Source organism: Rhodococcus sp. FG69, assembly GCF_057808915.1.
In genome coordinates, this window is record NZ_JBMDIX010000009.1 from 114,122 (window position 1) to 138,868 (window position 24,747).

Annotated in this window: 20 protein-coding genes; 4 read left to right on the forward strand and 16 right to left on the reverse strand. The window is 63.2% G+C overall.

Annotated elements, in window-relative coordinates; translation table 11 throughout:
• Positions 1 to 7: 7 nt before the first annotated feature.
• Complete coding sequence (locus ACODSO_RS09545) at positions 8 to 787, reverse strand: sigma-70 family RNA polymerase sigma factor (protein ID WP_442971313.1); 780 nt, start codon at positions 785 to 787, stop codon at positions 8 to 10.
• Between the two features lie 110 nt (positions 788 to 897).
• Between ACODSO_RS09545 and ybaK the strand changes: the two genes are divergently transcribed.
• Genes ybaK through rsgA form a run of 3 tightly spaced genes read left to right on the forward strand, consistent with a single transcriptional unit; the run spans position 898 to position 3,701 of the window.
• Positions 898 to 1,392 carry a Cys-tRNA(Pro) deacylase gene (ybaK, locus tag ACODSO_RS09550; protein ID WP_489036663.1) on the forward strand — a complete coding sequence of 165 codons (495 nt, stop codon included), beginning with the start codon at positions 898 to 900 and terminating at the stop codon, positions 1,390 to 1,392.
• Positions 1,393 to 1,398: 6 nt separating this feature from the next.
• Positions 1,399 to 2,718 carry a 3-phosphoshikimate 1-carboxyvinyltransferase gene (gene aroA / locus ACODSO_RS09555; RefSeq protein WP_489036664.1) on the forward strand — a complete coding sequence of 440 codons (1,320 nt, stop codon included), beginning with the start codon at positions 1,399 to 1,401 and terminating at the stop codon, positions 2,716 to 2,718.
• On the forward strand, positions 2,715 to 3,701 hold the full coding sequence (rsgA, locus tag ACODSO_RS09560; RefSeq protein WP_489036723.1) for a ribosome small subunit-dependent GTPase A: 987 nt from the start codon (positions 2,715 to 2,717) through the stop codon (positions 3,699 to 3,701). The genes aroA and rsgA overlap by 4 nt, the downstream gene beginning before the upstream one ends.
• Before the next feature lie 26 nt (positions 3,702 to 3,727).
• Here the strand turns inward: rsgA and ACODSO_RS09565 are convergent, their stop codons facing one another.
• The 5 genes from ACODSO_RS09565 to ACODSO_RS09585 form a co-directional block, all read right to left on the reverse strand.
• Positions 3,728 to 4,954, reverse strand: coding sequence for a fatty acid desaturase family protein (locus ACODSO_RS09565; protein WP_489036665.1), 1,227 nt, complete (start codon positions 4,952 to 4,954; stop codon positions 3,728 to 3,730).
• 84 nt (positions 4,955 to 5,038) lie between these two features.
• Entirely contained in the window at positions 5,039 to 6,349 is a 1,311-nt protein-coding gene (locus tag ACODSO_RS09570) for a fatty acid desaturase family protein (RefSeq protein ID WP_489036666.1), read from the reverse strand.
• Positions 6,350 to 6,467: 118 nt separating this feature from the next.
• A complete protein-coding gene (locus ACODSO_RS09575; protein WP_489036667.1) occupies positions 6,468 to 7,583 on the reverse strand; it encodes a ferredoxin reductase in 1,116 nt (371 codons plus the stop codon).
• Between the two features lie 112 nt (positions 7,584 to 7,695).
• Complete coding sequence (locus ACODSO_RS09580; protein ID WP_489036669.1) at positions 7,696 to 8,217, reverse strand: DUF6912 family protein; 522 nt, start codon at positions 8,215 to 8,217, stop codon at positions 7,696 to 7,698.
• Between the two features lie 7 nt (positions 8,218 to 8,224).
• Positions 8,225 to 9,652 (reverse strand): WS/DGAT/MGAT family O-acyltransferase, encoded by a 1,428-nt coding sequence (locus ACODSO_RS09585; protein ID WP_489036671.1) that lies wholly within the window; start codon positions 9,650 to 9,652, stop codon positions 8,225 to 8,227.
• A gap of 211 nt (positions 9,653 to 9,863) precedes the next feature.
• Between ACODSO_RS09585 and ACODSO_RS09590 the strand changes: the two genes are divergently transcribed.
• Positions 9,864 to 10,451 (forward strand): Rv3235 family protein, encoded by a 588-nt coding sequence (locus ACODSO_RS09590; protein ID WP_489036672.1) that lies wholly within the window; start codon positions 9,864 to 9,866, stop codon positions 10,449 to 10,451.
• A gap of 6 nt (positions 10,452 to 10,457) precedes the next feature.
• Here ACODSO_RS09590 and secA read toward each other — a convergent pair whose 3' ends face one another.
• From secA to ACODSO_RS09640, 10 genes are all read right to left on the reverse strand, one after another.
• A complete protein-coding gene (gene secA / locus ACODSO_RS09595; protein WP_489036673.1) occupies positions 10,458 to 13,349 on the reverse strand; it encodes a preprotein translocase subunit SecA in 2,892 nt (963 codons plus the stop codon).
• Between the two features lie 278 nt (positions 13,350 to 13,627).
• The gene (gene hpf, locus ACODSO_RS09600) at positions 13,628 to 14,296 is read right to left on the reverse strand and encodes a ribosome hibernation-promoting factor, HPF/YfiA family (protein WP_489036674.1); all 669 of its coding nucleotides are present in this window, start codon (positions 14,294 to 14,296) and stop codon (positions 13,628 to 13,630) included.
• A gap of 234 nt (positions 14,297 to 14,530) precedes the next feature.
• Positions 14,531 to 15,232, reverse strand: a complete 702-nt coding sequence (locus ACODSO_RS09605; RefSeq protein ID WP_489036675.1) for a ComF family protein — start codon at positions 15,230 to 15,232, stop codon at positions 14,531 to 14,533.
• 47 nt (positions 15,233 to 15,279) lie between these two features.
• Complete coding sequence (gene lpqB / locus ACODSO_RS09610) at positions 15,280 to 17,052, reverse strand: MtrAB system accessory lipoprotein LpqB (protein WP_489036677.1); 1,773 nt, start codon at positions 17,050 to 17,052, stop codon at positions 15,280 to 15,282.
• The gene (gene mtrB, locus ACODSO_RS09615) at positions 17,052 to 18,824 is read right to left on the reverse strand and encodes an MtrAB system histidine kinase MtrB (protein ID WP_489036679.1); all 1,773 of its coding nucleotides are present in this window, start codon (positions 18,822 to 18,824) and stop codon (positions 17,052 to 17,054) included. Before mtrB ends, lpqB begins: the two co-directional genes overlap by 1 nt.
• Positions 18,821 to 19,498 carry an MtrAB system response regulator MtrA gene (gene mtrA, locus ACODSO_RS09620; RefSeq protein WP_068369022.1) on the reverse strand — a complete coding sequence of 226 codons (678 nt, stop codon included), beginning with the start codon at positions 19,496 to 19,498 and terminating at the stop codon, positions 18,821 to 18,823. The genes mtrB and mtrA overlap by 4 nt, the downstream gene beginning before the upstream one ends.
• A 4-nt stretch (positions 19,499 to 19,502) precedes the next feature.
• A complete protein-coding gene (locus ACODSO_RS09625; RefSeq protein WP_489036681.1) occupies positions 19,503 to 20,168 on the reverse strand; it encodes a dTMP kinase in 666 nt (221 codons plus the stop codon).
• Between the two features lie 19 nt (positions 20,169 to 20,187).
• A complete protein-coding gene (ahcY, locus tag ACODSO_RS09630) occupies positions 20,188 to 21,708 on the reverse strand; it encodes an adenosylhomocysteinase (RefSeq protein ID WP_489036682.1) in 1,521 nt (506 codons plus the stop codon).
• Positions 21,709 to 21,775: 67 nt separating this feature from the next.
• Complete coding sequence (locus tag ACODSO_RS09635) at positions 21,776 to 23,077, reverse strand: alkane 1-monooxygenase (RefSeq protein ID WP_489036683.1); 1,302 nt, start codon at positions 23,075 to 23,077, stop codon at positions 21,776 to 21,778.
• Positions 23,078 to 23,165: 88 nt separating this feature from the next.
• Positions 23,166 to 24,671, reverse strand: a complete 1,506-nt coding sequence (locus tag ACODSO_RS09640; protein WP_489036684.1) for an amino acid permease — start codon at positions 24,669 to 24,671, stop codon at positions 23,166 to 23,168.
• Positions 24,672 to 24,747 lie beyond the last annotated feature (76 nt).

The window sequence follows — 24,747 nt, forward strand, 5'->3', positions numbered from 1 at the left end:
TCCGATGTCACTGCGAGACCTCCTGCTCGTGCGCATCCACCGCACCGTTGCGATTGAAACCACGTTCACGCGCCACGTCCGACAGCAGGCCCCGCAACTGCTTGCGCCCGCGGTGCAGCCGTGACATCACGGTTCCGATCGGTGTGCCCATGATCTCGGCGATCTCCTTGTACGGAAAGCCCTCTACATCGGCGTAGTACACGGCCATGCGGAATTCTTCCGGCAACGACTGCAGCGCTGCCTTGATGTCGTCGTCCGGCAGCGCGTCGAGTGCTTCGACCTCGGCGGACCGCAGACCGGTCGAGGTGTGTTCGGCCGTAGCAGCGAGCTGCCAGTCGGTGATCTCCTCGGTCGGGTACTGCGCTGGCTGACGCTGCTTCTTCCGATACGAGTTGATGTAGGTGTTCGTCAGAATGCGGTAGAGCCACGCCTTCAGGTTCGTCCCCTCGCGGAACGATCGGAACGCGGAATACGCCTTGATGTACGTTTCCTGGACCAGATCCTCGGCGTCTGCCGGGTTTCGGGTCATCCGCAATGCGGCGCCGTAGAGCTGGTCGAGCATCGGGAGCGCGTCGCGCTCGAAACGCTCGGTCAGATCCGCGGCCGATTCCGCTGCCGACTCGGCCGCCACCTGAGCTGGGCGCTCGACTTCCTCCACACTGATCCCTTCGGTAGCCCTGTTCGACCAGGTTACCGCGGGCACAGAGATGTCTTTCACGTAGATCGCGCTCGACTCGACAGGTCGCACCCGTTCGATCGTCGTCCGCTCGGTCGTCGCGACTGCCACAGCCGATCCCTTCCTTCCACATTTCATGTACCTGTTTCGAACACCACACTCGCGCTCGGTGTTCCCTGGCTCGAAGTGGCGTACGGCATCACGCTCGCTACTGTGGCCTCATGTCCGGAGCATCGACACCTGCGCTCGCTCTGTTGCTCGGGCAGAAAGTGGGCCATCGTGTGCACTCCTACGATCACGATCCACGGTCCGAGTCGTTCGGTACCGAAGCCGCGGACGTGCTCACCGACCGCCTCGGCGTCGTACCCGAGCAAATATTGAAGACACTCGTCATCAGGTGCGCCGACAACTCACTTGCAGTTGCAGTCCTGCCCGTCACCGCGACCTTGTCACTCAAGAAGGCCGCGTCCGCGCTCGGCACCAGGAAGATCGTCATGGCCGACCGGATCGAGGCCGAGCGAACGACCGGGTACGTCTTCGGTGGAATTTCGCCGCTCGGGCAGAAGCGATCACTCGCTACCGTGGTCGACATATCGGCATTGCAGTGGGACCGCGTGCTGTGCAGCGGCGGGCGGCGTGGCCTCGAAATCGAACTCGATCCCCGTGATCTCGTGCGACTCGCCCACGCTGTGACGGCTCCCGTCGCGACACGCTGATCGCCGATGCGCAAGGATAGTGCTGTGAGTACCTGGCCCGCACCGACGTCGTCGTTCCCCGTCCACGCGACGGTCACCCTGCCTGGATCCAAGTCCATCACGAACCGGGCCCTGATCATCTCGGCTCTGGCGTCCGCTCGATCGACCGTGACTGGAACGCTCCGAAGCCGCGACACCGACTTGATGATCTCGGCACTACGCGAAATCGGAATCGGAATCGACATCGATTCGACCGACCCGACATCGCTGACCGTGCACCCCGGCGCGGTTCGAGGCGGGACCGTCGACTGCGGCCTGGCCGGCACCGTGATGCGATTTCTGCCTCCACTCGCGGCCCTCGCCACCGGAACAGTGTCCTTCGACGGCGACGAACAGGCCCGAACGCGCCCCCTGGACACCATCCTGGGCGCCTTGCGTGCCCTCGGCGCCGACGTGGACGGAGATGCGCTCCCGTTCACGGTGACGGGCACTGGAAGCCTGCGCGGCGGTACCGTCGACATCGACGCATCGGGCTCGTCCCAGTTCGTGTCCGGTCTGATGCTCTCGGCCGCACGATTCGACGAGGGCATCACGATTCACCACGTCGGCAAGCCCGTTCCTTCCATGCCGCACATCGAGATGACCGTCGACATGCTGCGTCACGCAGGCGTCGTCGTCGATACTCCAGCAGACAGCGGCGAAGCCGACACCTGGCGAGTACATCCAGGTCCGGTCGACGCCGTCGACTGGGTGATCGAACCCGATCTGTCCAATGCAACGCCGTTCCTGGCCGCTGCCGCCGTCACCGGTGGCGAGGTTCGGGTACCGAACTGGCCGTCGTCGACGACACAGCCCGGAGACGCGATCCGCCACATCTTGGAGTCGATGGGCGCTGCAGTAGAACTCGACGCGGGCACACTCGTGGTCCGAGGACCGAAGACCCTGCGCGGTCTCGATATCGATCTGCACGACGTCGGTGAACTCACCCCCACCGTCGCAGCACTTGCCGCGCTCGCCGACGGTCCGTCGCATTTGCGCGGAATCGCGCACCTACGCGGTCACGAGACCGACCGACTCGCAGCCTTGGTCACCGAGATCGGCAGACTCGGGGGGAACGCCGTCGAGACCGACGACGGACTCGACATCACTCCGGCCGAGTTGCACGGGGGCGTATGGCAGGCCTACGCGGATCACCGAATGGCGACTGCCGGTGCAATTGTCGGACTCGCGGTTCCAGGGGTTCACGTCGACGACATCGGTACGACCTCGAAGACCCTGCCCGGATTCGAGCTCCTGTGGGCCGACATGCTCGCAGGTTCGCCGGCCCATGAAGGGTCGTCGTCCTGACTCGCCGCTACGACGAGTCGGATGTCCGGATCCGTCCGGGCAAGAGTTCGCGACCCCGAACCAAGACGCGACCAGATCATGCCGATGCCGAGTCCGGCATGGTGGTGTCGGTCGACCGTGGACGATGGGGCTGTGTGCTCGGTGGTGACCCCGCGCGTCCGGTCGTCACCATGAGAGCCCGTGAACTCGGCCGCACCCCCATCGTCGTCGGCGATGACGTCGACATCGTCGGCGATCTCTCCGGCAAAGTGGACACCCTCGCACGAATCGTCCGCGTGTCCGAACGCCGTACGGTATTGCGCCGCACCGCCGACGACACCGATCCGTACGAGCGCGTGGTCGTTGCCAACGCCGAGCAACTTCTCATCGTCGCGGCCCTGGCTGATCCCCCGCCCAGGACCGGTTTCGTCGAGCGCGCGTTGGTCGCCGCATTCGTCGGCGGACTGAAGCCGATTCTGTGCCTCACCAAGAGCGATCTCAAGGATCCGTCCGAATTCGCCGCGGCATTCGCCGACCTGGACGTCCCGGTAGTCCTTGCCGGACAGAGCGAGGATCTGACCGAATTGACTGCGACACTGAACAACACCGTGACCGCGCTGATCGGTCACTCCGGCGTCGGAAAGTCCACTCTCGTCAACCGATTGGTGCCCGACGCGCACCGCGCCACGGGCGTAGTGTCCGGCGTCGGCAAAGGACGTCACACCTCCACGCAATCGGTGGCTCTACCACTGCCAGGTGGGGGTTGGGTGGTCGACACCCCAGGAATTCGCTCGTTCGGGCTTGCTCACATATCACCCGAGGACGTCGTGGCGGCCTTCTCCGACCTTGCCGACGCCATCGAAAACTGTTCGCGAGGGTGCACTCACCTCGGTCCCCCAGCCGATCCCGAATGCGCGCTCGACCAACTCACGGGCGACGCGGCTCGGCGCGTTGCTGCGGTGCGGCTCTTGCTGGAGGCAGTGCGCACCAACGACGCCTGGTAGCTAACTCCAGGCGTCGTCGACGCAGCCTATTTCCTCTTCTTCTGCTTCGACTCGCGAATGGCGGTACGCAGGCCGCGGCGCTTTCCGGTGGCGGGATCGACGGTCAGCAGCCCACCTGTTGCATTGGCGAACTTACGCTCCGATGCCGTTTCGGGCGCATCGTCCGCAGTTGCCTTGAGGTACTTGTTGGGCAGTGACAGCTTCGCGATCGTCCGCCATGACAACAGGTACTGCTTGCCGATCGATCCGGTGGTGTACGGCAGGTCGTACTTCTCAGCGAGCTCGAGGACGCGAAACTTGATCTCTCGCAACCGATTGCTCGGCAGGTCCGGGAACAGATGGTGTTCGATCTGGTAGCAGAGGTTGCCGCTCATGAATTCCATGACAGGGCCAGCCTCGAAGTTGGCGCTACCGAGCATCTGCCGCAGGTACCACTCGCCCTGCGTCTCGCCCTCCATGTCGGACTTCGTGAATTTCTCTGCGCCGTCGGGGAAGTGACCGCAGAAGATCACGGTGTTCGTCCAGACGTTCCTGATCATGTTGGCCGCGATGTTCGCCGTCAACGTGCTCTTCCAGGCCGGACCGGTGATCAGCGGATGCAGGACGTAGTCCTTGGCAATCTGCTTGCCGACCTTCTCGAGGACCTCGCGCCGCTTCTGCTCGAACTCGTCACGCGGCACTCGGCCCTTGGCCACCTTGCCCAGCTCGAGGTGCTGCAGCGCCACACCGTACTCGAAGAACAGCTGAAGCAGCAGGTTGTACACCGGGTTGCCGAGATTGAACGGCTTCCAACGCTGGTCGCGGGTGACACGAAGCAGCCCGTAGCCGACATCGTCATCCATGCCGAGCACGTTGGTGTACTTGTGGTGAATGTAGTTGTGAGTCTGCTTCCAGTGCGCCGATGGACCGGTGTTGTCCCATTCCCACGATGTGGAGTGAATCTCCGGATCGTTCATCCAGTCCCACTGCCCGTGCATCACATTGTGCCCGAGCTCCATGTTCTCGATGATCTTCGCCACTCCGAGCATGCCGGTTCCGAGCAGCCACGCTGGACGCTTGCGACTCGCGAACAGCACTGCACGCCCACCGATTTCAAGTGATCGCTGCAGCCGGATCGTGTTGCGAACGTATCGAGCGTCCCGCTCGCCACGCGATGCTTCGATGTCACGGCGAATGGCGTCCAGTTCAATGCCGAGCGCCTCGACGTCTGCGTCGGTCAGATGTGCGTATTCCTTGATGTCCGATATCGCCACGGGTTACAGCCCTCCTGGCAGTCGACGGTGATGCACGTCGTGCACGTTCCGTCCCTACTGTACCGTAACCTACGGTCGCGTAGGTTACGTCTCCGAGGCTGTGATCGACTTCACTCGGTCCCGTTGCACCTTTGCCTGGCGCTTGGCTTCCTTCTTCGCGTTGCGCAGCGATACCCGCGCCTCCGCGATTGCCGAACGAAGCCCGCGCCGCTTGCCCGTCAACGGATCGATACGAAGAGCGTGCACGACCGGCGCGTCCCCGGTTCGGAACTTTCGCTCCGAACTGGTCTCGGGTGCATCGTCACTCGTCGCACGTAGCCAACTGTCCGGAAGCGACAGCTTGTGGATGGTCCGCAAGGCAAGCAGATACTGCTTCCCGAGAGATCCTGTCGTATACGGAAGGTCGTACTTCTCGCACAAAGCGTGCACTTTCTCGGAGATCTCCTCGTAACGATTGCTCGGGAGGTCCGGGAACATGTGATGTTCGATCTGATAGCACAGGTTGCCGCTCATGAACGCCATCACCTTGCCGGCCTCGAAATTGGCGCTGCCCAGCATCTGCCGCAGGTACCACTCGGCGCGGGTCTCGGATTCGAACTGCCCCACCGTGAACTTCTCTGCGCCGTCCGGGAAGTGCCCGCAGAAAATCACTGCGTATGCCCACAGGTTGCGGACGAGGTTGGCGGTCGCATTCGCAGTGAGCGTGCTCTTCCATGCCGGTCCGGTGAGCGCCGGGAACAGGACGAAGTCCTTGCCCACCTGACGACCGATCTTGCGCGCGAAAGCTCGGTTGGACGGCGAATCCCAGAAGCGCTTCTGGTGTTCCCCGTCGAGCTCTTTCTGAGCACCGAGGTCGTGCAGTGCGATGCCCCACTCGAACGTGGTGGCCAGCAACACGTTGGCAAGTGGCTGAAGGAGATTGATCGGTTTCCACGGCTCGTCGCGCGTCATCCGCAGAATGCCGAAACCGATGTCGTCGTCCATGCCGACGATGTTGGTATAGGTGTGATGCGAGTAGTTGTGGGCACGCTTCCACTGTTCGGACGGACCGGTCTGATCCCACTCCCAGGACACCGAGTGGATTTCCGGGTCGTTCATCCAGTCCCACTGCCCGTGCATCACGTTGTGACCGAGCTCCATGTTCTCGATGATCTTCGCCAAGCTCAGCAGTGCAGTACCCGCGAGCCATGCAGGCCGGTACTTGCTGCCCAGCAACACGATTCGACCACCGAGCTCGAGACACCGCTGAAGCCTGATGGCCCGCCTGATGTACGCGGCATCCTTCTCGCCTCGCGAGTCCTCGATGTCGCGGCGGACCGCATCGAGTTCACGACCGAAGGCTTCCAAGTCCTCTTCGGTCAAGTGAGCGAATTCCTTGATGTCCGTGATGGCCATCGTGGTCCTCCGAAAGTCGTGGGCGTCAGCCCGAGTACTTGTTCGCGACAATCCGCCACCAGCAAGGGTAACCGAACTTTCTCAGAAGTCCGTGTGTGTGACCCTTGTGTGCGGACCGCTACAGCTCCAGGGTGCAGTCGCCGGCTGCCGCCGATATGCACGTCTGGATACGATCGCCTTCGCCGTGTTCCTTGCCGGACCGTAGATCGATAACATGCCCCGCAGTGAGCGGTACTACACATGTCTGGCAAATTCCCATGCGACATCCGAAGGGCATCTGGACGCCGAGATTCTCGCCGGCTTCCAGCAGGCTGGTGGCGCCGTCCACGTCCGCCGACCTATCGGACTTCGAGAACGTCACCTTCCCGCCCTTACCGGACGTATCGGCGCGAGCGATCTCGAATCGCTCGAGGTGCAACTTGTCCTCGATGCCCTCGTGCTTCCATACCCGCTCGATCTCCTCGAGCAGTCCCGACGGACCGCAGGCCCACGTCTCGCGCTCGCGCCAATCGGGATAGAGCTTGTCGAGCGACGCCAATGCGAATTTGCCGTCCGAGCGAGTCAGTTGAACATGGGACGTGAACTGTGGATGCCCCTCGGCGATGGCAGTGAGTTCGGCGCCGAACATGAGTTCTTCCTCGGTCGGAGCCGAGTGAATGTGCACCGTGTCGGGCATGTCTCCATGCCGATCCAGCGTGCGCAGCATCGAGATGATGGGTGTGATTCCGCTGCCCGCGGTAATAAAGAGGATCTTCTCCGGCGGCGGGGTGGGGAGTGCGAAATTCCCCTTCGGTGCGGCAAGCCTGACGATCGTGCCCTGCGGAACTCCTCCGACAAGGTGGCTGGACAGGAAGCCCTCCGGCATCGCCTTGACGGTGATGGAGATCAGCTTCTCGTCCCAATTGGGTGCCGATGTAAGGGAGTAGGAACGCCAGTGCCAGCGGCCACCGAGATGCAAACCGATTCCGATGTACTGGCCGGGCTGGTAATCGAAGTTGAAACCCCACCCCGGCTGAATTACCAAGGTCACCGCTGTCGCGGTTTCCTGTTTGACGTCGACAACGCGGCCTCGCAACTCACGCGCAGACCAGAGCGGATTGGCAAGATGCAGATAGTCGTCGGGAAGTAGCGGTGTGGTGATTCTGGTGATCGCACCACGCAGCATGTTGAGCCTAGGGCGCTTGGGCGCGGATACGTCCGCAGCCGGGGCCTCCAACCACCTCTTGAGATCCATCGGAAAGTTCATACCCCTCGCTCGAGACACACCGATATTCGCCCGTCGGACCTGATGTACTCAGACCCGACCTCAAGGTTACGCTACCGTAGGTTACCGGGTGGTTCGAGTGCTACAAGAACTCGAGCAGGAACGGAAGCTCCTGCGTGGCGTACCACGCAAGACTGTGATCCTCCGCATCCCCCAGTACGAACTCGGCGTCGGGGTCACCCATGTCCGCCGCGTCGACCACCGCGACCGCCTTCTCCACAGCCGCCTCCGCACCTTCGAGGTCGACGTGCACGGACGCGACCTCGCTCATCCGCAACGGGTCCTTCAGACGTACGACGGCATCGTCGAGATCGGGCCGAAGTGTCGGATCCTCGACGTCGGCCGCGATCACCGCACGACGGAACACGACAGCTCCGTCGACGACCCCGTCCTGCTCGTCCTCCAGTACCGCGGCCACCAGCCGCAGAGACGCCCTGGCCGCCTCGTTCATCGCGACCTCGGCGAGTTCCTCGTCGTCTCCCGAGGAGTAGGACTCGCGCAGAGTCGGAGTGACGGCGAAAGCGGTTCGGCTCACAGGGTGGAATTCACCGTCGGCCACCAACGTCCGCAACATGGCGACCGTCGCCGGGACATACACCCTCACTGGTACCTCACACTCTCGAATCGTTGCTGGCGTCGACGAGCTCCTCGAGAGCTTCGAACAGCAAGGCGGTGATGACGTCGACGTCCGGCATCGCACCGCGGTCGGCGTTGAGACCGAAGCATACGAAACCGTCGTAGGACGTCAGACCGATGCTGAGAGCTTGGTTCTCGAATAGCGGTGATACGGGGAACATTTCCAACATACGTGCGCCGCCGACGTACAACGGAAACTGCGGGCCTGGCGCGTTGGTGACGATCAGATTGAACAATCGTTGCGAGAGCCGACTCCCAGCCCGCGCACCCATGGCGTGCAGGCTCGCGGGCGCGAAACCCGAAATTCGCATCAGGGTGTGCGCGGTGACGCCCGGGGACTGCTTCGCGTGCGCCTCGGTCGCGTGGGCGATGTGCGACAACCGCACCACTGCATTGAGCTCCCCGACGGGGAGATCGATGAGGAACGACGAGACTTCGCTTGCCTGCGCATTGTCGGTGTACTCGTCGTCCCCAGCCTGCTGGTCGGACACGTACACCGACATGGGCACCATCGCGCGAATCGTCGACGAGGCGGTCACCGGTTCACCTCGCGACAGCAGCCAGTTCCTGAGTGCACCGGTCACTACCGCGAGAACCACGTCGTTGATCGAACACTCGAAGCGGGTGTGAATCTTGCGGTAGTCGGCCAGTTCGGTTTTCGCGACGGCAAAACGACGATTCCGCGAAATGGGTGCGTTCAAGGGGCTCGCCGGTGCCACCTGAGCGGCGGTGCGCACCGCGGACAGCACCTTGCTCGCCGCGCCGAGCGCGCCTCCGGCAATGCCGAGCGCGCCCTTCGCGGCCCCGCGCAGCACCTCGATCCCCTCGCTCGGGGATGCAATCAACTCGGTGATCGCGTCGAGTACGAGCGCCGACTCCCTCGGCTCACGCGCAGGCATCCAGAGTTCCTCGGCCATCGGCGGCGGGCTCTTGCTCGCGTCGAGGATCACCTGACCGATCTCCAACGACTTCTCGCCGTCGACGAGTGCAGAATGCGATTTGGTGAAGATCGCGAATCGGTTCTTGCTCAAGCCCTCGACGAGGTACATCTCCCACAGCGGACGGGTTCGATCCAACGGCCTCGACGTGAGGCGAGCGACGAGGTCGTGCAGCTGCTCGTCCGAACCCGGCTTGGGGAGGGCAGATCGCCTGATGTGGTACGTGATGTCGAAGTCGGAGTCGTCGACCCACACTGGGCGCGCGAGCCCGAACGCCAGTTCGCGGACCTTCTGGCGGTACCGCGGAACCAGAACGAGTCGCTGCTCGACGAGTGACAGCAGATTTTCGTAGCTGAAGCCGTTGCGAGGAGTACGGAAGACCGCCAACGATCCGAGATGCATCGGCGTACTGCTGGCCTCGAGAAAGTAGAACGACGCATCCTGCGTTGTCAGCCTGTTAGCCATCGCGTGTACCGGTTCCCCGCTCTTCCTAGCCACACCTGTCGAAGTGTCTCAGCGCCCGAGACCACCCGTCGTCCTCGAACCTAGACGAACCGAAAGGCTACAGCCATTCGAGGTGGATCCGATGGAACCGCGCGCCCATCGGCGCCGTCTTAATTCTAGAGAACGAATGGTCCGCACGGGCAAGACCACGCACGAGCTCGAGGAGGAACGGGTGGACACGGGAGACGAACCGGTTCGACACGCCTTCCTCGCACGCGCGCCGTCGTACGAGCCGCCCGTCGAAAGCGACTGCACCCACCGTGCACGTGCGTGCGCACTCGATCGGCGCAGTCGACCCTTTCCGCGAAGCCTCGGCCTTCACGCAGGCTCCGCCACGCACCCCGCCGACACACATATCGACACCAGAGCGCACCGACCGAAGGGAGGCGAGGGAGAGACATCGGAGCGATTCCCCTTGGCCGACGCACGACGGGGCGCGGAACAAGCCTTCCGACTGCTGCTGGAAGTGCTCGATCGTCGTCGACCTGCCGACCACATGGACAAGCTGTTCACCCCAGGCGTGGTCGAGTCGGTCAAGACCATCGTTCGCACGCGACCGCCGGGGCTTCGACTCGGAACAGCATCCCTTCGGCAGGTGCATGTGAGCAGGGCAGCACCCGATGCGGCCGAGGTATTCGCCACCTACAACCGTGGTCAACGGGTGTTCGCCGTCGCCGCCCGACTCGAACTACGAACGTCCGCTCGACCGACAGCCGCCCGACGAACCACCTGGACTGTCACGTCCCTTCGGGTGGTGTGAGTGGCGCTAGCGCCTCTTCTTGGACCGTGACGACTTGGGGGTCTTCGTCTGGGCCCGAGCGGCTTCTCGGCGCTCCCTGCGTGTCCCCTGCTGCCCCGCATCGCTCCCGGTCGACGGCCGACCGCTGCGCTGCACGGCGGTCCCTCCGTCCTCGTCCGGTCCCGAGAACGTCAGGCGCTCCTCGGTCCGCTCGTCCAACCCCTTGGCTCGTAGAGCACTCGGCACCGGGGCAGGTGCTTCCTGCTTCGGCACGGTCTTCTGTGCGGGCTGGGGTGCTGCCGACTGGGGTGCTGCCGACTGGGGTGACTGTGACCCAACGGGGGAAGCGAGGCCGGGTGCTACCGCGAGGCCGGCGCCCACTGCTGGTCCGGCAGGAGCCGGGGTTGCCTCTACCTGCAGGTTGAAGAGGAAGCCAACGGACTCTTCCTTCAGTCCCTCCAACATGCCCTGGAACATGTCGTAACCCTCACGCTGGTACTCCACAAGAGGATCGCGCTGCGCCATCGCGCGCAAGCCGATTCCCTCCTTCAAGTAGTCCATCTCGTACAGGTGCTCGCGCCACTTGCGGTCGAGGACCGACAGCAACACTCGGCGTTCGAGCTCACGCATGCCGTTGTCACCGGCCACTTCCTCGATGCTCTTCTCGCGCTTGGCATATGCAGCGCGAGCATCGGCCAGCAGTGCTTCGAGGAGTTCCTCGCGACTGAGATCACTCTTCTCGCCGAACTCGTTCTCGTGCGAGAGCTCCTTGTGGTCGAGACCGACCGGGTAGAGCGTCTTCAGCGCGGTCCACAACTGCTCGAGATCCCAGTCCTCCACGTAGCCCTCAGCGGTGGCACCGTTGACGTAGGCGGTGATCACATCGGTGATCATGCCCTCGACCTGGCCCTCCATGTCGGCTCCCTCGAGGATGCGGCGACGCTCCTCGTAGATGACCGTGCGCTGCTGGTTCATCACCTCGTCGTACTTGAGAACGTTCTTACGAATCTCGAAGTTCTGCTGCTCGACCTGCGTCTGCGCACTCTTGATCGCCTTGGACACCATCTTGGCTTCGATGGGCACATCGTCGGGCAGATTGAGACGCGTCATGATCGACTCCAACGCGCCACCGTTGAACCGACGCATCAGCTCGTCTCCGAGCGACAGGTAGAAACGAGACTCGCCCGGATCACCCTGACGACCGGAACGACCTCGGAGCTGGTTGTCGATACGCCGCGAATCGTGTCTCTCGGTCCCGAGCACGTACAGCCCGCCTGCATCGCGCACGGTCTCGGCATCGGCCTTGACTTGCGACTGCACCGTCTCGAGCGTCGACTCCCACGCTTCTTGGTAGTCCTCGGGAGTCTCGACCGGGTCGAGGCCCTTCTTCCGGAGCTGAAGGTCTGTGAGGATGTCGGGGTTACCACCGAGTACGACGTCGGTCCCGCGACCGGCCATGTTCGTCGCCACTGTCACGGCGCCGAGACGACCCGCCTCGGCGACGATAGTCGCTTCCTGCTCGTGGAACTTTGCATTCAGAACGCTGTGCACGACACCGCGCTTGGTGAACTGCTTGGACAGGTACTCCGAGCGCTCGACACTGGTGGTACCGATCAGCACCGGCTGGCCCTTGCTGTGCCGCTCTACGACGTCGTCGACGACGGCGTCGAACTTGGCTTCCTCGGTCTTGTAGATGAGGTCGCCGTTGTCGACACGTACCATCGGGCGATTGGTCGGGATCGGGATGACACCCAATCCGTAGATCTGGTGCAGTTCGGCGGCCTCGGTCTGAGCAGTACCGGTCATCCCCGACAGCTTGTCGTAGAGCCGGAAGTAGTTCTGTAGCGTGATCGTCGCCAGCGTCTGGTTCTCGGCTTTGATCTCGACCTTTTCCTTGGCCTCGATCGCCTGGTGCATGCCCTCGTTGTAGCGGCGCCCGACGAGGATGCGTCCGGTGAACTCGTCCACGATGATGACCTCACCGTCGCGAACGATGTAGTCCTTGTCCTTCGTGTACAACTCTTTCGCCTTGATGGCGTTGTTGAGGTAGTTGACCAACGGTGAATTCGCGGCCTCGTACAGATTGTCGATACCGAGTTGGTCCTCGACGAACTCGACGCCGGCTTCGTGCACGCCGATGGTCCGCTTTCGGATGTCGACCTCGTAATGAACATCGCTCTTCAGCATCGGCACGATGCGGGCGAACTCGCCGTACCACTTGGACGACGCGTCGGCCGGTCCGGAAATGATGAGCGGAGTACGAGCCTCGTCGATCAGGATCGAGTCGACCTCGTCGACGACAGCGAAATTGTGACCGCGCTGAACCAGATCGTCCAGCGAGTGCGTCATGTTGTCGCGAAGGTAGTCGAAACCGAACTCGTTGTTGGTTCCATACGTGATGTCAGCGGCGTACGCGGTGCGACGCTCGGCGGGGGTCATTCCGGAAAGGATCACATCGACTTCGAGGCCGAGGAACCGGTGCACGCGTCCCATCCACTCGGAGTCACGCTTGGCCAGGTAGTCGTTGACCGTGACCACGTGTACACCGCCACCGGAGAGGGCGTTGAGGTATGCGGGCAAAACGCAGGTGAGGGTCTTGCCCTCACCTGTCTTCATCTCGGCGATATTGCCGAAGTGGAGCGCTGCTCCGCCCATGACCTGCACGTCGAAGTGCCGCTGTGACAGAACCCGCCACGACGCCTCTCGCGCAACCGCGAACGCTTCCGGCAGGAGATCGTCGAGCGACTCGCCTTTCGAATAGCGCTCTTTGAACTCTGCGGTCTTGGCTCGGAGAGCTTCGTCGGACAAGCCCTCGACGTCCGGAGACAGGGTGGACACATGGTCAGCGATGTTCTTGAGTCGCTTGACCATGCGACCTTCACCAACACGGAGCAGCTTGGAAAACGACAGCGAAGGCACGGGCTTTTTCGTCCTCGATCCTCGGTTACGGAAAACAGGTGACAGTAGGCAACACAGCATGTCGCCGGGCAACTACCCGACGCCGACGGCGTCAGGAGCCGACCCGACGCGTCCATGGTAGGCGTTGCTCCCCGACACGTAGTAGGCCCACCACGTCACCGTCGGGTCGCATCGCGGGCGGCGCTCTCACGAAAGCGGACCCGACCTGGTGTTTTCCAAGTCGGGTCCGCTTTGATGTGGTGTGTCGGACTGCCGCCGACGGGAACGATCGACGACGGTCAGGTCAGTCTGATCAGTCCGTAGTCGAATGCGTGCCGTCGGTACACGACCGACGGTCGGTCACTGGCGGCGTCGTGAAAGAGGAAGAAATCGTGACCGACGAGCTCCATCTCGTACAGAGCATCGTCGACGCTCATCGGCGCCGCGGAGTGGATTTTGGTACGGACGATCTGGCCGGGGCCCTTCGGTTCTTCTTCGAACGCGTCGAGCTTCGTGTCGGGATCGAGCGCAAGACTGTCGTCCTCGGCGAGTTCCGCGGTTGCCTCGGCGACAGACACCGGGGTCTTCTCGCCGTAGTGGACTCTGCGCCGGTCCTTGGTTCGCCGCAGCCTGCTCTCCAATTTGGAGGTCACGGACTCGAGCGCAGCGTAGAAGCTGTCCGCGGATGCCTCGGCTCGAACCACGGGACCTTTACCTTTAGCCGTGATCTCGACTCGTTGACATGCCTTGGCCTGGCGGCGATTTCGTTCGTGCTGGAGTTCGACGTCGAACAGGTAGATGGAAGGGTCGAATCGTTCGAGCCTGGCGAGTTTTTCGGATACGTAGACCCGGAAATGGTCCGGGATCTCGACATTGCGGCCTTTGACCACTACGTCGGCATTGGTGCCGCTGGACTCGTCCGAGGGTTTGTCGTCGAAGAAAACCGAAGCTTGTGAAGGGGTCGTCACGCGTACCTCCCGATATCGGCCACGCCGCCGGTGCGACGTGGCAATTGCTCATGCCAGGTGGGGAACCAACCGGCATCACGTTCAGCCGCATCACCTCCACGTACGAGAAGTCGCATCGCACCTCGGCAGTCACTTTCTCGCTGCACCGGTCGTATTCGCGACGTTAGTCTGTCATCCGCTCGTCTGCCACTGTTCACACCGAATTGGCAGCGTTGCGTGCCGACGATCCCACGGTCACACCGCGGCGATCACCACGACACCGTCTACACGAATCCCGAATTCGGCGAGCACACACACTGATTCGCTTGCGGTAGCGCCAGTAGTCAACACGTCGTCGACAAGCAGAACCGTCGGTTCCGACGCGGGGCCGGCGTCGCCGTTGGGCTCGCGCCGGCGACGGGACGGGCGCACGAACTGGACGTGCCCGGCAACGTTTTCTGCACGCGCCGCCGCCCCGAGTCCGACGGAATCGCGCACTCCCCTACCCATCCGCAGCACCGACGGTACCGACACGAATTCGGGCTCCAGTGACTCGGCGGCGGCCGACGCGAATCGCCGAACCGGATCGCCGCCGCGGCTTCGAGCCGCGCGGACTCGAGTAGGCGCAGGCACCAACACGAGGCGCCCGAGTTCCGGTGGATCGATGTGCCCGAGCATGCGTAACGTCCGAACCGCGCCGGCGAGTGCGGCACCGAGCGGGCGTGCCAGGTCGTGTCGATTACGCTCTTTGAGAGCGAGGACCGCACCTCGACGCGGACCCGAGTACGGCCCGAGTGCCCAACAAGGCACTCCCGGATCCACCCGCGGGCGCAGCGACAGTGGGGCGCGAGAGAGTTCGTCGTCGCACCGGCCACACCACGACGTGCCCACAACGTCGCAGCCACCACATTCGCGGGGTAGCGCCAGATCCAACACCCCTGCCAGCAGACCAGCCATGGACAGGAAGTATCGACTACAGGTCGGACACGAACACGACACTCGTTTCAGCCCGGCAGCACCGGCGTCGCTTTCACCCCGGCCAACCCTGACACCTCACGCCAGTAGCGATCACCGGCGGGATCGTTGTTGTTCAGTTGGAATACCGCGCGCGAATCGGCGACGTATTCCGTGGTGGTCGTCGCATCGACCGACAGCACCGGGGCCGTCAGGTTACGACTGGGCAGCGCGTCGAGACGAGAACCGTCTGTGGTGACCTGCACGACCGGAACGTCCGTGGCGATGCGAACCACGACGACCGCGTCTCCGGTGCTCCAGTCGAGCGCGAGGGCGTCGCTGCCCAATCCGTTCGCGACGGCCTTCGGCGAAACCAGCGAGTACGTACCGTTGGCCTGGCGGACCACCGTGGCGACGTAGACGAGCCCGTCGACGATCATCGCCGCTCGGACACCATCACGAGACAGCCGGAGATCTGTGATGCGTGAACCCAGAGCAGTGACGGCGCCTGCATCCACGGGCAGCACCGAAACCTGACCGTTGGCGGGATCACGGGAGGCGCGAATCACGTTGATGCCGTCGATGACTGCCCAAGCCGCGTTGTTGTCCACTCCCCACGTGGGTCTCGTGATCGACTGTCCCTCGGCGACCGGGAATGCCCCGCTGTCGTATCCGCCGATCATCAGCGTCGACGACGGCTCCGGTGCGGGTCGGCCCGTATCGGCTACGCCGGCGACGAGCGTTCCGTCGGTGGACAACGCCGCGCTCCTGAGATTCTGAACGGTCCCGAAGTAGCCCGGCACCGGCGTCGTGCTGCTGTCCCCGACGGAGACGAGTCGACCGTTCACCAAGGCGTGCAGGCCGACGTCGGTTTCCGGTGATGCCAGCGGATCGAGCGAACCGACGTCTGCCGTCGTCCACCCGTCCGGTTTGTCGGTATCGATCGGCTGGCCGTCTGCAAGCAACACGTACGGCCCGGAAATGTCCGCGGACGCCAGCGTCCATACGACCTGCGCGGCAAGAAGCTCGCGGTTCTTCGCATCGACCGCCTGCAGACCGCCGAAATCGATCTTCACTCCGCCAGTTCCGATGCCGACCTGAGTGGTTCGTCCGTCTGCCTTGGTGATCGGCCCCCTGACACCGACGTCCTTGGTCAGTTCGTTCGATACCGCAGGCGCGAGCGTCGGCTTGGGGCCGTCGATCAGCAGCTGCACGAGTTGATTGGCCATCTGGTCGGCGCCGCCGCTCACCCACCGAACATCGGGAACCAGCGCGGCGCCGAGCGGATCGACGAAGAACAACGATTTGCGCTGGTAGGCGCTGAAGAACTGGGAACGATCGACCACAACACCGGGCGGCAGCTCGTCGATCCTCCACTCCCCGTCGACCTGGACCATTCGAATGTTGGAGTCGACGGTGCCCGCACCCGCCTGGTAGTCGCCGCCGGGAGCCAGTAAACCGACCGTGTTCGACCGCAGCGTGAACTGAGCCTCGGTGTCGGTTCGCGGACCGGTCAGCAAATCGATCTTGTCGGCGATGACCGTCTTCGCGCCGTCGTCCCACGAGCTCGACGCAGCGCTGGTCAGAAACTGACGTGCAGCTTGATGGCGATTGGCCGAACTCGCACTGGCCGTGACGAAATCGCGAAGCAGCAGGTCCGGTTCGCGTCCGGCCGCCGGCGGAGGTGGAGTGGTCGACGCCGCGCCTGCAGTGAGCGACCCGATCGCCTGCGGACTGGACGACTCGGGAAGGCTGGCACACCCGGTCGACAACGCCATGACGAGCAGTACACCGGTCACGGAGATACGGCGGCTTCGAGTCATCACTGACCACCCCCATCGTGCACATGTGCCTTGGCTGACTCGATCGCCGCGGAAGCAGGCGTCTCGGGCCGAGACGAGGTGTTCGACGGATCGACCGCTGCCGACCCGTCCGTTCGCTCCGGAGAGGCAGGAAGGGGCTGACCCTGCGTGTACCGTCTGGTGCTCGGCTTGAGCGGAAGTGGGCTGCCGATCACCTTGTGGCCACGCACCAGAGGCAACGTCAGCCGGAAGCATGCGCCTTCCCCTACTGCACCCCACGCCTCCAATTTTCCGTCGTGCAGACGCGCATCTTCGACACTGATGGCGAGACCGAGGCCGGTACCGCCCGATCTGCGCACCCTCGACGGGTCCGAACGCCAGAAACGATTGAACACGAGCTTCTCTTCACCCGGCCGCAGTCCGATTCCCTGGTCGCGGACGACGAATGCAGCCGCGTCCGCGTTGGCACGCAGTCGGATCAGCACGGGTCGTCCTTCTCCGTGATCGAGGGCATTGGCCAGGAGATTTCGGAGGATCCGTTCGACGCGTCGTGGGTCGACCTCGGCGATGACCGCGTGATCCGGCATGTCGACGATCACTTCCGTCGCGCTCTCCCGCGCCAGATGTCGAACCGTCGACACTGCCGCCCGTGCGCACATCCTCAGGTCGAGCTGTTCCGCCGCCAACTCGGCGACGCCTGCGTCGTGTCGGCTGATCTCCAGTAGATCGCCCAGGAGCGTCTCGAATCTGTCGAGTTCGTTGACCAACAGTTCGGAGGAACGCTTCAGCGCCGGATCGAGATCCGCGCTGCCGTCGTGAATGAGATCCGCCGCCATCCGGACCGTCGTCAACGGCGTTCGCAGCTCGTGACTGACATCCGAGGTGAACCGACGCTGAAGACTGCCGAACTCTTCCAGCTGCGTGATCTGTTTCGACAGACTCTCGGCCATCTCGTTGAACGACATGGCCAACCTCGCCATGTCGTCCTCGCCTCTGACCGGCATCCGTTCCTTGAGTCGCCCATCCGCGAACCGCACTGCGATGCGCGATGCCGACCGGATCGGCAGAACCACCTGTCGTGCCACGAGCATCGAGATGGCAGCCAACAGGACCAGTAGCACGATGGCGCCGATCAGGAGGGTCCCGCGCACCAGCGACAACGTTCGTTCCTCGCTGCCGAGTGGAAACACGAGGTACAACTCCAGATCGGCGACGTCCGATGCTGTCGGGGTACCGAAAATGATCGCCGGGCCGGTGTAATCACCTTGCTCGGCGTCGGTCACCGTGGCGTACTGCCAGCTGATCAGACCTTCCTGCACGAAGTTTCGAAGACTGTCGGGTATCTGGCTTGCCGGGCCGATCGACGAGTCGGCTCGAACGCTGTCCCCCTTCACGATCAACACTGGATCGAACGTACCTGCCGACCCGGAGGTCTGACCTGCGTCGACATCGCGGCTGGTCAGCTGCGCACGCGCACGTTCGAGCCTGGCGTTCAGGCCGGTCGTCTCCTCGGCTCCCGCCAATGCACCTTCGACGGTGGTCCGCGAGCGCTCCAGCTCCTCGGTGGCTGCGGTGATCTTGGCCTCGAGTAGCCGGTCGGTGATCTGACCGGTCAACACGGCTCCGAGGATAACGATGACGACCAGAGAAAGCGTCAGTGTCGATACGACGACTCTGAGCTGTAGAGACCTGCGCCAGGCGTGGCCTACGGACGCACCGAGGGCCCTGAACCAGCGCAGGAGCGGCGTGAACGTTCCATTGATTCGACGCCGCGATCGGGTGAACCAGATCACGGTGGTCCGGCCTTGTAGCCGACCCCCCTCACGGTCAACACCACCTCGGGATTCTCCGGGTCCTTTTCGACCTTCGCGCGCAGCCGCTGCACGTGAACGTTCACCAGGCGGGTGTCGGCGGCATGACGGTAGCCCCACACCTGCTCGAGCAATACCTCGCGGGTGAACACTTGACGAGGCTTACGTGCGAGAGCGACGAGGAGATCGAATTCCAGAGGCGTCAAGGACACCAGCTCGTCACCGCGACTGACCTTGTGGGCCGGCACATCGATGATGATGTCGGCTATCGACAGCAACTCGGCTGGTTCGTCCTCGGTACGACGCAGACGAGCTCGCACGCGGGCGACGAGTTCCTTGGGCTTGAACGGCTTCATGATGTAGTCGTCCGCACCGGATTCGAGACCGAGGACCACATCCACGGTGTCGGTCTTCGCCGTCAACATGACGATCGGAACGCCCGAGTCCGCGCGCAGCACGCGACACACGTCGATACCGTTCATGCCAGGGAGCATGAGGTCGAGGAGAACCAGGTCCGGTCGGTTCTCGCGGACTGCGGCCAGCGCCTGCGTCCCGTCTCCGACCACGAACGGTTCGAAACCCTCGCCGCGAAGGACGATGGTCAACATTTCGGCCAGAGCCGAATCGTCGTCGACTACAAGAATCCGAGGCTTCATGGTCCTATGTTGTCACTTTCCCGGCGTCAGGTGGCTGATTGAACACGTCGGCGGCGAGTCGATCCGGATCCACGTCCGCGGAAACGATGCGCCATGGCGAAACCCAGTTCGATGCCGCGAGTTGTCCGTACACCGCTGAGGTCCGGCTCTGCAGAGAGCTGTCACGTTCGTAGACATCTCGGATTCGGGATACATCGGCGACCTCACGGGAGGCTGCACGCTCGGCCGCCAGCTCCACGGGAACGTCGAGCAGAATCTGCACATCGGGCACGGGCACGCCGAACCTGTCGAATTCGAGAGCCTTGATCCATTCGACCGCCTCGCCGTCGGCGGACTGCTCGAGCCGCGCGGCGGTGTAGGCCGCATTCGAGGCCACATATCTATCCAGAAGCACGATATCGTTGCGAGAGAGCATCTTTCGAATATCTCGGGCCGCATCCCTTCGATCCAGCGCGAACAGTAGCGCCATCGCGTGCACGCTTTCCGCGGTGTCGCCATGCTCCCCGCGCAAGGCCTCGGCGGCCAGGTCCGCATGAACCGAGTGGTCGTACCGCGGAAATCCGACCCGTACGACCGCCAGATCCTCGCGTTCCCACGCCGAAAAGAGTCGACGGGCGAGCGTGTTCTTGCCCGCGCCGTCGACCCCCTCGATGACTATCAGAGTGCCCACTGCGGCTGCCTGCGCCGAATCAGTAGCGGTAGTGCTCGGGCTTGTATGGGCCCTCGACGTCGACACCGATGTACTCGGCCTGCTCCTTGGTGAGCTTGGTGATGGTTCCACCGAGTGCCTCGACGTGAATGCGCGCGACCTTCTCGTCGAGATGCTTCGGAAGTCGGTACACCTCGTTGTCGTACTCGTCCGGCTTGGTCCACAGTTCGATCTGCGCGATGACCTGGTTGGAGAAGCTGTTGCTCATCACGAACGACGGGTGTCCGGTGGCGTTGCCCAGGTTGAGCAGACGGCCTTCCGACAACACGATGATCGAGTGACCGTCGGGGAACTGGAATTCGTCGACCTGCGGCTTGATGTTGATTCGCGTGACGCCCTTGGCCTTCTCCAGTCCGGCCATGTCGATCTCGTTGTCGAAGTGACCGATGTTGCCGAGGATCGCCTGGTGCTTCATCCGCTTCATGTGGTCGAAGGTGATGATGCCGAGGTTGCCGGTCGAGGTGATGACGATGTCGGCCTTGTCGATGAACTCCTCGACAGTCCGCACGTCGAAGCCGTCCATGAGCGCCTGCAGCGCGTTGATCGGGTCCGCCTCGGTGACCGTGACGCGTGCGCCCTGGCCCTTCAGTGCCTCGGCGCACCCCTTGCCGACGTCACCGTAGCCGCAGACCAGAACAGCCTTGCCGCCGATCAGCACGTCGGTGCCGCGGTTGATGCCGTCGATCAGCGAATGCCGTGTGCCGTACTTGTTGTCGAACTTGCTCTTGGTGACCGAGTCGTTGACGTTGATGGCCGGGAACGTAAGTTCACCCGCTGCAGCGAACTGGTACAGACGCAGGACGCCGGTCGTGGTCTCCTCGGTAACGCCCTTGATCGCCGTTGCGATCTCGGTCCACTTGGACTTCGACTCCGCGAGCGAACGACGCAACAGGCCGAGAAACACCTTGTACTCGTCCGAGTCGTGGTCGTCGTCGGTCGGCGGTACGACGCCGGCCTTCTCGAACTGCGCGCCGCGCAGTACCAGCATCGTGGCGTCGCCACCGTCGTCGAGGATCATGTTCGCCGGCCTGGAAGTTCCATCGGCACCTGTGGGCCACGTGAGCATCTGCTCGGCCGCCCACCAGTACTCCTCGAGGGTTTCGCCCTTCCACGCGAAGACCGGTACGCCCTTGGGCTCGTCCTCGGTGCCGTGCGGGCCGACGACGACTGCTGCAGCCGCGTGGTCCTGGGTCGAGAAGATGTTGCACGACGCCCATCGAACCTCGGCGCCGAGCGCAACGAGCGTTTCGATGAGGACGGCGGTCTGAACCGTCATGTGAAGCGAACCGGAGACGCGAGCACCCTTGAGAGGCAGAACCTCTGCGTATTCACGACGAAGTGCGATCAGCCCGGGCATCTCGTGCTCGGCGAGGCGGATCTCCTTGCGACCGAACTCCGCGAGCGACAGATCTGCGACCTTGAAGTCGATTCCACCCCGATTGTCTGCGGTGAGTGCCGATCCTGTTGCCGAACGATCGTCCGGCGATACTGAGGTCGTCATCTTGCCTCTCCTGTTGTGCGTCGAATTCCTGCACCAGGCTATCGGGTCGCTGAGGATCGGCTCCGGGCTACCTGCACGCGCGCTCGAATTCTCGTCTCGCACTCTCGCACGATGCCCGAGAGATCCCTTTCGCAGGACCGTACTTCGCCAGGACGTGTCGACGCCGCCGCGGGGAGATGTTGGCGCGAGAAATGTCGCCGTCGTAGTGCGAGAGCACTCGGTGGTCCATCACGCGTCGCCACAGCGGCGGAACTGCGGCTATCAGCACCATCGACGCGTAGCCCGCCGGGAGCTGTGGCGCCTCGTCGCAGCTGCGCAGCGTCTGATAGCGCTTACCGGGGTTCGCATGGTGATCGCTGTGCCGCTGCAGATGGTAGAGAAATATATTGGTGCACAACCTGTCGCTGTTCCAGCTGTGGCGCGGGGAGCATTTCACGAAGCGCCCGCGCTCGTTCTTCTCACGGAGCAATCCGTAATGCTCGATGTAATTGACCGTTTCGAGCAGGAACACGCCCACGACCGCCTGCAGGACGAGGTACGGCAGAATCTCGGCGCCGAACACCAGAGCCAAGGCGCCGAACAACAGTGCGCTCATTGCCCAGGCATGCAGCAGATTGTTGCGGATGCTCCACCACCGGATGCCGCGGCGATCGAGCCGTTGCATCTCCAACCCCCACGCCGATCGAAGTCCGCCGAACACGCTCCGCGGTAGGAACATCCACAGGTTTTCGCCTATCCGCGCACTGGCGGGGTCGTCCGGCGTTGCCACACGAACGTGATGTCCCCTGTTGTGCTCGACGAAGAAGTGCCCGTACATGGTCTGCGTCAACGCGACTTTCGCCAGCCAGCGCTCGTGTTCCTCGATTCGATGGCCGAGCTCGTGGGCCGCGTTGATTCCGGTTCCTGCCACCAGACCGACAGTGACAGCGAGGCCGATCTTGTCGATCACGGTCAATCCGCCGAACGCCCACATCCAACACGCGACCAGCAGGGTCACGAACTGCACAGGCAGGAACAGATACGTGCACCACCGGTAGAAGCGATCCTCCTGCATATCCTCGACGTCCGAGTCGGACGGATTGTCTCCGTCCTCGCCGGCCAGAAGGTCGATGAGCGGAATGATCATGAAGAAGACCATGACCCCGCTCCACCAGAAGATCGGCACTCCCGTCCACATGACCAGCTGCGAGGGAAGCAGCGCCGATGCCGGTGCCAACAAGCCGAGAAGCCATAGCGGCCGCTTGCCGGTTCGCCGCCGTCCCCGAACACGGGTCGAGTCGAACGTGGAGTGCATGGCGGCCGCGTCCCCCGACACGCCGCCACCGGCGTGCTTGTCCGCCGTTGCGGACGCGCGCCCGGCGCGTTTCATCGAAGACCATCCCCTTAAAAGAACTCGAGGTTTGTTCTCGAAGAGTACAGCAGGCCGCTTTCGAGCAACAGGCCTTCGAATCCGGATGCTACTCCCGAGAAGCCGCTTTCTCCCTCTCGAGCAGCAGTTTTTCGACATTGCGTTTGCTGTACACGAAGTAGACGAGCACGCCGATGGCCATCCAGGCGATGAACCGAAGCCACGTCTCGACAGACAGGTTCACCATCAGCCACAGACACGACACAACAGCGAGTATGGGGATGAGGGGCATCAGCGGAACCTTGAATCCACGCGGGAGATCAGGCCGGGTTTTGCGCAACACGACCACTCCGATCGACACGAGCACGAAGGCGAACAGCGTGCCGATGTTCACCATTTCTTCGAGCAGTCCGATCGGGAAGAAGGCAGCAAGCACGGCGACGACGACGCCGACGATCACTGTGATTCGAACCGGGGTTCCGCGCTTGCCCGTGTGCGCAAGTCCGCGTGGCATGAGTCCGTCTCGGGACATCGCGAACAGCACCCGCGTCTGGCCGAGCATCAGAACCATCACCACGGTGGTCAGGCCCGCGAGCGCACCGAAGGAGATGACGTTCTTCGCCCAGGTGAGACCATTGAGTTCGAATGCCGTCGCCAACGTCGAGCTGTCACCTCCGAGTTCGGTGTAGTTGACCATGCCGGTCAAGACCAGCGTCACTGCGACGTACAGAACCGTCACGATGGCGAGTGAACCCAGGATCCCCCGAGGAAGCGCCTTCTGCGGCTCCTTGGCCTCCTCGGCCGTGGTGGCGACGACGTCGAATCCGATGAACGCGAAGAACACCAAGCTCGCGGCTGCCAGCAGGCCGTACCAGCCGAACGTGCTGCCACCTGCACCGGTCACGTACGAGAGAAGAGACTGGTGGATACCCTCCCCGGTCGACCCTTCCTGGGCAGGAGGGACATACGGGGAGTAGTTCTCGGCCTTGATGTAGAACGCCCCGACCACGACGACGAGCAACACCACTGCCACCTTGATCGCAGTGATCACGAGCGACACGCGTGAGGACAGCTTGGTGCCGCTGGCCAACAACACGGTGATGATCACGACGATGAGGAACGCTCCCCAATCGACATCGATCGACCCGATCGTCACGACGGGCGACGACGCGCCGAGCACCTCGCCAAGATAGAGCGACCAACCCTTCGCGACGACGGACGCCGCGAGGGCGAACTCGAGAACGAGGTCCCAGCCGATGATCCAGGCGATGAACTCGCCGAAGGTGGCATAGGAAAACGTGTACGCGCTTCCCGCGACAGGAACCGTCGACGCGAACTCCGCATAGCAGAGCGCAGCAAGACCGCACGCGATCGCAGCAAGCACGAACGCCAGGGACACCGACGGCCCAGCGACATTTCCGGCGGTCCTGGCCGTGAGAGTGAAGATTCCCGCGCCGATGACCACGGCTACCCCGAAGACCGTCAGATCCCAGGAGGTGAGTTCCTTTCGGAGCTTGGTATCAGGATCGTCGGTGTCGCGGATGGACTGTTCGACCGATTTGGTTCGGAAGATCCCGGTCTTGGGAGCGGCCTGCGGCGCGCGCTCGTGTTCCATCGTTGTTGTTCTCTCTGGTCGACTGAATCGCTCGAGTGGGCCGCTCGACACTACGCGCCCAGTTCACTCGAATCCC

Excerpts from the sequence above, each read along its gene's own strand:
- lpqB (WP_489036677.1), bottom strand. The coding sequence starts at position 17,052 with ATGACTCGAAGCCGCCGTATCTCCGTGACCGGTGTACTGCTCGTCATG.
- ACODSO_RS09575 (WP_489036667.1), bottom strand. The coding sequence starts at position 7,583 with ATGGATCTCAAGAGGTGGTTGGAGGCCCCGGCTGCGGACGTATCCGCG.
- aroA (WP_489036664.1), top strand. The coding sequence starts at position 1,399 with ATGCGCAAGGATAGTGCTGTGAGTACCTGGCCCGCACCGACGTCGTCG.
- ACODSO_RS09570 (WP_489036666.1), bottom strand. The coding sequence starts at position 6,349 with ATGGCCATCACGGACATCAAGGAATTCGCTCACTTGACCGAAGAGGAC.
- ACODSO_RS09640 (WP_489036684.1), bottom strand. The coding sequence starts at position 24,671 with ATGGAACACGAGCGCGCGCCGCAGGCCGCTCCCAAGACCGGGATCTTC.
- ahcY (WP_489036682.1), bottom strand. The coding sequence starts at position 21,708 with ATGACGACCTCAGTATCGCCGGACGATCGTTCGGCAACAGGATCGGCA.
- ACODSO_RS09585 (WP_489036671.1), bottom strand. The coding sequence starts at position 9,652 with ATGGCTAACAGGCTGACAACGCAGGATGCGTCGTTCTACTTTCTCGAG.
- mtrA (WP_068369022.1), bottom strand. The coding sequence starts at position 19,498 with ATGAAGCCTCGGATTCTTGTAGTCGACGACGATTCGGCTCTGGCCGAA.
- ybaK (WP_489036663.1), top strand. The coding sequence starts at position 898 with ATGTCCGGAGCATCGACACCTGCGCTCGCTCTGTTGCTCGGGCAGAAA.
- ACODSO_RS09605 (WP_489036675.1), bottom strand. The coding sequence starts at position 15,232 with ATGGCTGGTCTGCTGGCAGGGGTGTTGGATCTGGCGCTACCCCGCGAA.
- ACODSO_RS09635 (WP_489036683.1), bottom strand. The coding sequence starts at position 23,077 with ATGAAACGCGCCGGGCGCGCGTCCGCAACGGCGGACAAGCACGCCGGT.